Genomic DNA, 6,438 nt, shown 5'->3' with positions numbered 1-6,438 from the left:
GAACTCGTCGTCGGCGCGGTCGATCTCGTCGATCAACAACACCGGCGGGGTGGGGCCACGGTACCTGACGCACTGCAGGATCGGTCTGTCCACCAGGTAGGTCTCGGTGTACAGGTCGGCTTCCGCCATCGGGGTTCCCCTGGCCTCGGCCAGCCGGATACTCAGCAGCTGACGTTGATAGTTCCAGTCGTAGAGCGCCTCTGCAGCCGTCAGACCTTCGTAACACTGCAACCGGACCAACGGCGAACCGAGCACCGCCGAAAGCGTTTTGGCTGCCATCGTCTTGCCGACTCCCGGCTCACCCTCCAGCAGGAGCGGCCGGCCGAGGGTGGCGGCCAGGTACACGGCCGACGCAGTGCCGTCATCGAGGAGGTAGTCCTCGGCATCGAAGCGGCGCACCACGTCGTCGACGTCGCGGAAGGGAGTCGTCATCGGGCGGCCGCCGTGTCCAGCAGTCGCTCGTAGTCGGCCCACGTGTCGACGTCGAGCGGGATGTGCCGATCGACTTTCACCTCGGTGCGGGTTCCGCGCGACCCCGCACTCTCGACCAGCTTCCAAACGCCCTTGTCACCGTGTAGCCGGCGCAGGTCGTCAAACACGCTGTGGCCCAACCAGAATGGGTGGCCAAGACCGTCGGAGTAGCGGCACACCGCGACGGATCTACCCTGACGTTCGGCGATCAGCCGTTCGACGGTGCCCGGCTGAACACCTGGTTGGTCTCCGAGCATCAACACGATCCCGTCGGCCCGCGCGTCGACGTGGGCGAGGGCGGCCCGCAACGACGATGAGCAACCCGAGCCGAAGTCATCTGCGACCACTACCCGTACCCCGTCGAGCCCGACGGCGGCCCGCACGTCGTCCGCGGCTCCGCCGAGCGTCACGATCAGCTGGTCGAACGGGCAATGACGCGCGACCTCGAGGGTGGCGCCGAGCAGCGTGGTGCCTGCATACGGCAGAAGTTGTTTCGGCGTGCCGAGGCGAGTCGAGCGGCCGGCTGCCAGCACGACACCGGTGACACGATCAGCGGTCACGGGTCCGCGCTCGCCGCAGCGAATGCCGCGCGACACGCCGCGCTGCAGAACCAGAAGTCCTCGCCCGCGGCCGAGAGGTGGCGCGCCGACGGCCCAACGGCGACCGTCATTCCGCAGACCGGGTCGATCGCCTGCGCGGGGACGTGGACGGGGCGATCGGTCGACGACGACAGGCCATCGACCCGGATCGCGGCGATCACCTCCGCGACGATCGAGACGGCGATCTCGGCAGGTGTCTTCGCCCCGATCGGCAACCCGACCGGGGTGTGCACGCGGGCGCGCGCGTCCTCCGTCAGCCCCAGTCCGGCGAGCACTGAGGCACCGCGGATCCTGCTGGCCACCAGGCCGATGTAGCCGACCCCCGCAGCCAGTGCGGCGCGGATCATTTCAGCCTCGGGCCCACCATGGCTGGCGATCACCACGGCGGTGGTTCTGGTCAGGTCTTCGCCGGAGTCGTCCCGTGCCACGGCATAGCCAAGGCTCCCACATAGCTCCACCAGAGAGTCGGCGACGGGGGTCGCGCCACTGATCCGGACCAGTGGGGCGGGTACCTGAGGCGCCAAAAATATCTCCAGCGCCCCGCCCGAGAGACACGGGTTGACGACGACGCACGCGCCAGGTGCCTCCGGGAAGTGCACGTCACCGTCGGGAAGCACCCGAAGGAGCACGCTCTCGCCGGCCTGCAGGACGCCGAGCGCCGCCTTGCGCACCGAGTTCTGCGCGCACTCTCCGCCGACGAAACCCTCGATGGTGCCGTCGGACAACAGGATCGCCTCGTCACCGGCGTGCGCCGACGTCGGCTGCTGCGCTCTCACCACGGTGGCGTGCACGAACGGTGTCCGCGCGAGCACCAATTGGGCGGCGCGCTCGGACATCGTAATCGCTGATCTCACGTGATCTCGCTAGATCGGTGGGGTTGCATTGCCCCGCATCGCCTCCCACACCCGCGACGGGGTCAGTGGCATGTCGGCGTGCCGAACTCCGAACGGCGCCAACGCATCCACGACCGCGTTGACGACCGCAGGAGGAGATCCGACGGTGGCGGACTCCCCGATGCCCTTGGCGCCGATCGGGTGGTGCGGCGACGGAGTCACGGTGTACCCGGTCTCGAGATTGGGCACCTCGACGGCGGTCGGGATCAGGTAGTCCATCAGCGAACCGCCCAGGCAGTTGCCGTCGTCGTCGAACGCGATCATCTCCATCAGCGCCATGCCGATGCCGTCCGTGATTCCGCCGTGCACCTGGCCCTCGATGATCATCGGGTTGATCCGCGTGCCGCAATCGTCCACGGCGAGGAAGCGACGGACCTTCACGACCGCGGTTCCGGGGTCGATGTCGACGACGCAGAAGTACGCCCCGTACGGATAGGTGAGATTCTCTGGGTTGTAACAGATCTGGGCATCCAGTCCGCCCTCGAGGCCCTCGGGCAGATCACCCGCGCCGTGCGCCTTCATCGCGATGTCCTGAATCGTCACCGAAGCGGTGGGATCGCCCTTGACGTGGAACGAGCCCTTATCCCACTCGAGGTCGGCGATGCTGGCCTCCAGCATGCCGGACGCGATGATCTTGGCCTTGTCCCTCACCTTGCGGGCCACCAACGCCGCCGCCGCCCCGGACACGGGCGTGGAGCGGCTGCCGTAGGTGCCGAGACCGAACGGGGTCTGATCGGTGTCTCCGTGCACCACGTCGATGTCGTCTGGCGGAATGCCGAGTTCTTCCGCGACGATCTGAGCGAACGTCGTCTCGTGACCCTGGCCCTGCGTTTGCACCGAGAGCCGGACCACGGCCTTGCCCGTCGGATGCACCCGTAGCTCGCAGCCGTCGGCCATGCCGAGGCCGAGGATGTCCATGTCCTTACGGGGCCCGGCGCCGACGGCCTCGGTGAAGAAGGACATCCCGATGCCCATCAGCTCGCCGCGCTCACGGCGCTCCTTCTGCTCGGCACGCAGGTCGTCGTAGCCGATCATGTCCATGGCGAGGCGCATGGTGGTCTCGTAGTCGCCCGAGTCGTACTCCCAGCCGGTCTTCGACTTGTACGGAAACTGCTCGGGCTTCAGCAGGTTTCGCAACCGGAGTTCGGCGGGATCGATCCGCATCTCTTGGGCGAGGCAGTCGACGAGGCGTTCCACGAAGTACACCGCCTCGGTGATCCGGAACGAGCAGGCATAGGCGACACCGCCTGGTGCCTTGTTGGTGTACACCGCCGTCATGTGGCAGTAGGCGGCCTCGATGTCGTAGCCACCGGTGAAGACCCCGAAGAAGCCCGCCGGATACTTGACGGGGGACGCCACGCCGTTGAACGCACCGTGGTCGGCCAGCACGTTGGACCGGATCGCGAGGATCTTGCCGTCCTTGGTCGCGGCGATGTCACCGACCATGATGTAGTCGCGGGCGAAGCCGGTGGACGTCAGGTTCTCGCTGCGGTCCTCCATCCACTTGACCGGCTTGCCGAGCAACAGCGAGCCGACGATGGCACAGACGTAGCCCGGGTAGATGGGCACCTTGTTGCCGAAGCCGCCACCGATGTCGGGGGCGATGACGCGGATCTTGTGCTCGGGCAGGCCTGCGACCAAGGCGTACAGCGTCCGGTGGGCGTGCGGTGCCTGCGTGGTCGACCACAGCGTGAGCTTCCCGCTCACTGGGTCGAGATCGGCGACCGCACCGCAGGTCTCCATCGGTGCCGGATGCACTCGCGGATAGACCATCTCCTGCGTAACGACGACGTCTGCCTTCGCGAAGGCGGCGTCGGTTGCCGCGGCGTCGCCGGTCTCCCAGTCAAAGCAGTGGTTGTCGGTCTTGCCCTCGAGGTCGGTTCTGATGATCTCGGCGGCCGGGTCGAGCGCCGTGCGGGCGTCGACGACCGGATCGAGCGGCTCGTAGTCGACGTCGATCAGTTCGAGTGCGTCGCGCGCCGAATAGCGGTCGTCCGCGACGACGAACGCCACCTCCTGCCCCTGGAAGCGCACCTTGTCGGTGGCGAGCACGGCTTGAACGTCGTTGGACAGCGTCGGCATCCACGCCAAGCCCTTCTCCGCGAGATCGGCTCCGGTCACCACCGCCTTGACCTTCGGATGTGCCTGTGCCGCAGACACATCGATGGAGGTTATTCGGGCATGAGCATACGGAGATCGCAGGATGGCCAGGTGAAGCATGCCGTGTAGGTTGATGTCGTCGACGTAATTGCCGCGTCCACGGATGAACCGTGGATCCTCCTTCCGCAGCATCCGGCCGTGACCGCAGGGCTTCTTGTCGTTGTCGACCAGATCGTCCCTTGCCGGGGGTCGAGCTTGAACCGTGGTCATGATGCGCTCCCGGCTTCGACGAGGTGGTCGCCCGCGTCGCCGCCGAGGGTCTCCTCGGTCTGCGCGGCCGGCGCGAAGTCCTCCCGGCCATGGCGCGCCGCCCATTGGATGGAGCGCACGATCGTGGTGTAGCCGGTGCATCGGCAGATCTGTCCGGAGATGGCCTCGCGGATGGTGTGTTCGTCCGGATCGGGATCACGGTCGAGCAACGCGCGGGCGGTGATCATCATGCCGGGAGTGCAGAACCCACACTGCAATCCGTGGCACTGCATGAATCCCTCCTGAACGGGGTCGAGCTTGCCGTCGACCTCCATCCCCTCGACGGTCCGGACGTCGTGCCCGGAGGCCATCGCCGCCAGCATCGTGCACGACTTCACCGGTTCGCCGTCCAACGCGACGACGCAGGTGCCGCAGTTGCTGGTGTCGCAGCCCCAGTGCGTCCCGGTCAGCCGCAGCTGGTCGCGCAGGAAGTGCACCAACAGCATCCGCGGCTCGACCTCGGCGGTCACCGGTTCGCCGTTCACGGTCATGGTCACCTGCATCAGTTGATCCTCTGATTTCCCTGGGGGGCTTGCCGTGGGGCATTGCGAACCCGCTCGACCGAAGTGCGGAGCGTCCGGATGGACAGTTCCGAGGCCAGGTGCCGCTTGTAGTCGGCGCTGCCCCGCATGTCGGACACCGGTTCGCACGCCGCCGCGGCGAGTCGGCCCGCTTCGGCATAGGTCTCCTCGGTGGCGGGCTTGCCCGTGAGCGAGTCGGCCAGTGCCCGAAGGGCCGCGGCGTCCGGGTTGACGGCGGTCAGCCCCACCCGCACGGCCACGATCGCACCTTGCGCCCCGTCGAGGGTGACGGCGGCGCCCGCCGCGGCCACCGCCCAGTCGCCGACTCGGCGGTCCACCTTCGCGTACGCGCTGGACATGTGGTGTCGCAGGGGAATTCGCACTTCGATGAGCATCTCGTCGTGGGCGAGCGAGGTCTCGTAGGGGCCTTCGTGGAAGTCATCGATCGATATCTCCCGTTGCCCGGACGGGCCACGCGCGACGCAGACCGCGTCGAGCACCGAACAGACAGTCATCAGGTCCTCAGCGGGGTCCGCCTGGCACAACGACCCGCCTACCGTGCCGCGGTTGCGCACCACCGGGTCGGCGATCACCCGCTCCGCGTCGGCGAAGATCGGGCAGACCGCGGCCAGCGCCTCGGACGACAGCACCTCGCGATGCCGTGTCATGGCACCGATCCGGACCAGCGTCGGGTCGACCACGACATATCCCAGCTCGGCCGCGAGGTCGTTGATGTCGATCAGGTATTCCGGGTTGGCGATGCGCAGCTTCATCATCGGCAGCAGGCTGTGGCCGCCCGCGACGATCAGCGCTCCGTCGCCCAACCGGCTCAACAGCCCGACGGCGTGCTCGACACTCGTCGCTCGTTCGTACTCGAAGGGTCCAGGTACCTGCATGTGACCGGCCTCACAACCATCGAAGGGAGCCCTAGTCTCAGCCGGTCCGGCAGCGTCGTCAATATCGAGTTAAGGAATCGCTTAACTGGCTATGTTGGTCCTGGTGACGATGAATTCGGCCACGCTCCTCGCTCAGCGGTCGGCCACCACCGCCCCACCTGCCAGCGATGATCTCGGCGGCGATCGAGACCGCGGTCTCCTCTGGTGTCCTGGCCCCGAGGTCCAGCCCGATGGGGCTGGACAGTTTGCTCAGTTCGGGTTCGGTGAGCCCAGCTTCCCGCAGTCGCCCGATGCGGTCGTCGTGCGTGCGGCGGGAACCCATTGCCCCGACGTAGGCCACCTCGGGCAGCCCCAGCGCGACCTTCAGAAGCGGTACGTCGAACTTCGGGTCGTGGGTCAGGACGCAGATCACGGTGCGCGCATCGACATTCCCGGCCTCCGCCTGCGCCGCGAGGTAGCGATGCGGCCAGTCGACGACGACCTCGTCGGCCGTCGGGAAACGGGCAGACGTCGCAAACACCGGGCGGGCATCGCACACCGTGACGCGGTAGCGCAGGAACGTCCCGAGCTGTGCCACGGCGGCAGCGAAGTCGATGGCGCCGAACACCAGCATGCGGGGTCGTGGCGCATGGCTCGCGACGAACACCTC

At 67.4% G+C, this 6,438-nt stretch carries 7 protein-coding genes; all 7 read right to left on the bottom strand.

Going from position 1 to position 6,438, the window contains the following annotated elements; translation table 11 throughout:
• Positions 1-432: AAA family ATPase (locus QOI01_RS20825; protein WP_526384277.1), on the bottom strand; the 432-nt coding region annotated here is incomplete at its 3' end.
• Entirely contained in the window at positions 429-1,031 is a 603-nt protein-coding gene (locus QOI01_RS20820; protein WP_526384275.1) for a nucleotidyltransferase family protein, read from the bottom strand. The genes QOI01_RS20825 and QOI01_RS20820, both read right to left, overlap by 4 nt.
• Complete coding sequence (locus QOI01_RS20815) at positions 1,028-1,912, bottom strand: XdhC family protein (RefSeq protein ID WP_526384278.1); 885 nt, start codon at positions 1,910-1,912, stop codon at positions 1,028-1,030. Before QOI01_RS20815 ends, QOI01_RS20820 begins: the two co-directional genes overlap by 4 nt.
• 21 nt (positions 1,913-1,933) lie before the next feature.
• Positions 1,934-4,333 (bottom strand): aerobic carbon-monoxide dehydrogenase large subunit, encoded by a 2,400-nt coding sequence (locus QOI01_RS20810; RefSeq protein WP_526384273.1) that lies wholly within the window; start codon positions 4,331-4,333, stop codon positions 1,934-1,936.
• Positions 4,330-4,875, bottom strand: coding sequence for a (2Fe-2S)-binding protein (locus QOI01_RS20805; protein WP_526384271.1), 546 nt, complete (start codon positions 4,873-4,875; stop codon positions 4,330-4,332). The genes QOI01_RS20810 and QOI01_RS20805 overlap by 4 nt, the downstream gene beginning before the upstream one ends.
• Positions 4,875-5,789 carry an FAD binding domain-containing protein gene (locus QOI01_RS20800; protein ID WP_526384269.1) on the bottom strand — a complete coding sequence of 305 codons (915 nt, stop codon included), beginning with the start codon at positions 5,787-5,789 and terminating at the stop codon, positions 4,875-4,877. The genes QOI01_RS20805 and QOI01_RS20800 overlap by 1 nt, the downstream gene beginning before the upstream one ends.
• Before the next feature lie 58 nt (positions 5,790-5,847).
• On the bottom strand, positions 5,848-6,438 hold a 591-nt coding region (locus QOI01_RS20795), incomplete at its 5' end, for an XdhC family protein (protein ID WP_526384267.1).

Source organism: Mycobacterium sp. (assembly GCF_032162605.1).
Lineage (GTDB): Bacteria > Actinomycetota > Actinomycetes > Mycobacteriales > Mycobacteriaceae > Mycobacterium.
This window is presented reverse-complemented; position numbering and strand designations above follow the sequence as displayed.